The sequence below is a fragment of the Saccharomonospora iraqiensis subsp. paurometabolica YIM 90007 genome (assembly GCF_000231035.2).
Classification (GTDB): domain Bacteria; phylum Actinomycetota; class Actinomycetes; order Mycobacteriales; family Pseudonocardiaceae; genus Saccharomonospora; species Saccharomonospora paurometabolica.
In genome coordinates this window covers 771-3,243 of the sequence record NZ_KI912191.1, presented here as the reverse complement: position 1 = coordinate 3,243, position 2,473 = coordinate 771, and the positions used below count along the sequence as shown (strand labels likewise).

Genomic DNA, 2,473 nt, shown 5'->3' with positions numbered 1-2,473 from the left:
CGGCCGCGGGGCCCGGCGGGTCGGCGGGCCCGGAGGCCCCCGTGGTGTTCCGGCCGCGCCGTGCGGTGTGGATGTCGGCCGCGCTCGCGGCCCTGCTGGTCGGCGTGTTCACCACGGTCGCGGTGCTGCTGCGTTCGCAGGACACCGGGGTGATCTTCCATCTGAGCGACCAGATCGCGATGGTCGGGATCGGACTGCTGCTGGCGGCGGCGTCGATGCTGTTCGCGCTGCCCCGGGTGCGCGCCGACGCCGAGCGGGTCGAGGTGCGCAACATCCTGACCACCCGGCGGTTCGGCTGGAACGAGGTGGAGGCGGTGAGCTTCCCGGACGGCGCGTCGTTCGCCCGGCTGGAGCTGCCGGACCACGAGTACCACGCGGTGCTGGCCGTGCAGGCGGTCGACCGCGACCACGCCGTCGAGGCGGTCCGCACCCTCCGCCGCCTGCACCGCACCCCCCACTCCTGACCCACCCCAACCCGCGAGTCGCCACCCCAGCCCCGCGAGTCGACGCCTCAGGCCCGCGAGTCGACGTGTGCGGACTCCGTCGCCGGCGCGGGCGTGCCCGCCGGATCGCGTCGCCGGGGCCGGTAGCGGGCGATCGCGACGCCGACCAGGCAGACCCCGCCGCCGACGAAGCCGTACACGGTGGGCACCTCCCGCAGCACCGCCCAGGACAGCAGCACGGACACGGCGGGCACGGCGTAGGTCGTCGCGGCGAGCCTGCCCGCGTCCGTGCGCCGGAGCGCGTAGGCCCACGTGCTGAAGCCGATCGCGGTGGGGAACGCGCCCAGGTACACCGCGCCCAGCACCGCCTCCGGCGGGGCGGAGCCGAGTTCGGCCAGCAGGGCGGGCGTGAACGGCAGCAGCGCGGCGGTGGCCACCAGACAGCCGAACCAGGTGACCGTCGCGCCGTCGACCCGGCGCAGGGTGACCTTCTGGATCACCACACCCGCGGCGTAGAGCACGGCGGCCAGCAGGCACAGCAGTACCCCGACCCGGTCGCCGCGGCCGTCCGAACCGAGCCCGATCACCGCCACCCCGCCGAGTCCCACGAGCGCTCCGAGCAGCAGCGGCCGGGGCAATCCCTCCCCGAGCAGCGCACCCGCCGCGAACGCCACGAGCAGCGGGGAGATGTTCACCAGCAGGGCCGCCGTCCCCGCGTCCAGGTGCTGTTCCGCGCCGTTCAGCGCGACGGTGTAGCCGGCCAGCCACAGCACGCCGTAGGCGGCGGTCAGCAGCAGCGGCACCCGGCCCCGCGGCACGCGCGGGAGCCGCCGCCGGGACACGGTCACCAGCACCGTGAGGACCAGCGAGGCCACGGCGAGGCGCAGCAGCGCCAGCGGCGCCGGGGAGAGGTCGTGGCCCACGGCGCGGATGGCGACGAACGCCGACGCCCACAGGACGACGGTCACACTCACCGCCGCCGCGGCCTTGACGGCCTCGGCCCGGCCGGAGGCCGGGGGCCCGGACGGGGAGACCCGGGGCTCCCCGGTGTGCGGGCGGTCGGACGGGGAAGAAAGCGATGCCTGCGAATCTCCGGTCACCCGACCATGGTCCGGACCGCGGACAGGACAGCACAAGCGACGAATACTGCATCATCGTTCAGTACAGCTGTACGATCCGTGGGATGCCGGACGTGGTGAAGCTGCGGGTGCTGCGCACGGTCGTGGCCAAGGGATCGCTGCGCGCGGCGGCGGAGGCGCTGGACTACACACCGTCGGCGGTGAGCCAGCACCTCGCCGCGCTCCAGCGGGAGACCGGACTCCGGCTGGTCGAACGGGTCGGCCGCGGGATCGAGCCGACGGCCGCCGGGCGGACGTTGGCCGCCGGGAGCGAGTCCCTGTTCGCCGAGCTCAGCCGGGTGGACGCGCTGGTCCGGGACCTGCGGGCGGGTCGTACCGGGAGCCTGTCGATCGGCTACTTCGCCTCCGCGGGCGCCGCCTGGCTGCCGGGTGTGACCACGGTGCTGCTGGACGAGTTCCCCGAGCTGCGGCTCGACCTGCGCTGGACCGAGATCCCGGACGCCGGATCCACCGACCTGGACGTCAACGTCTTCGTCGAACAGCCGGGCGCCGATCCGCCACCGGGCACGGAGGTGCATCCGCTCGTCGACGACCCCTACCTGGTCGTCGTCCGTACCGACGATCCGCTCGCCGAGCGGGACGAGGTGCCGCTGCCGGTGCTCGGTGAGCGGGCGTGGATCGACAACGACCTCAGTCACGGGGCGTGCCGGGCGGCGCTGCTGGCGGCCTGCGCGCAGGCGGGTTTCGCGCCGCGGTTCTCCGTGGAGATGCGCGACTACCGGACGGCGATCCCGTTCGTGGCCAGCGGGATCGGGATCACGGTGATCCCCCGCCTGGGGATCGGGGAATTGCCGGAGGGGCTGGCCGCCGTTCCCGTGGTCCGCCCGACCCCGGTGCGGCGGATCAGCGTCGCCGTGCGCCGCGCCCGGGCGGCCCACCCGGCGGTGGTGC

The 2,473-nt window shown here is 74.8% G+C and carries 3 protein-coding genes; 2 read left to right on the top strand and 1 reads right to left on the bottom strand.

Features of this window, described 5'->3' with window-relative positions; translation table 11 throughout:
• Positions 1 to 71: 71 nt before the first annotated feature.
• Entirely contained in the window at positions 72 to 464 is a 393-nt protein-coding gene (locus SACPADRAFT_RS0201595) for a PH domain-containing protein (protein ID WP_051442345.1), read from the top strand.
• Between the two features lie 47 nt (positions 465 to 511).
• Here SACPADRAFT_RS0201595 and SACPADRAFT_RS0201590 read toward each other — a convergent pair whose 3' ends face one another.
• Positions 512 to 1,543: a DMT family transporter gene (locus SACPADRAFT_RS0201590; protein ID WP_007027266.1), complete on the bottom strand. Its 1,032-nt coding sequence runs from the start codon at positions 1,541 to 1,543 to the stop codon at positions 512 to 514.
• Positions 1,544 to 1,626: 83 nt separating this feature from the next.
• Between SACPADRAFT_RS0201590 and SACPADRAFT_RS24830 the strand changes: the two genes are divergently transcribed.
• Positions 1,627 to 2,473: LysR family transcriptional regulator (locus SACPADRAFT_RS24830; protein ID WP_007027265.1), on the top strand; the 847-nt coding region annotated here is incomplete at its 3' end.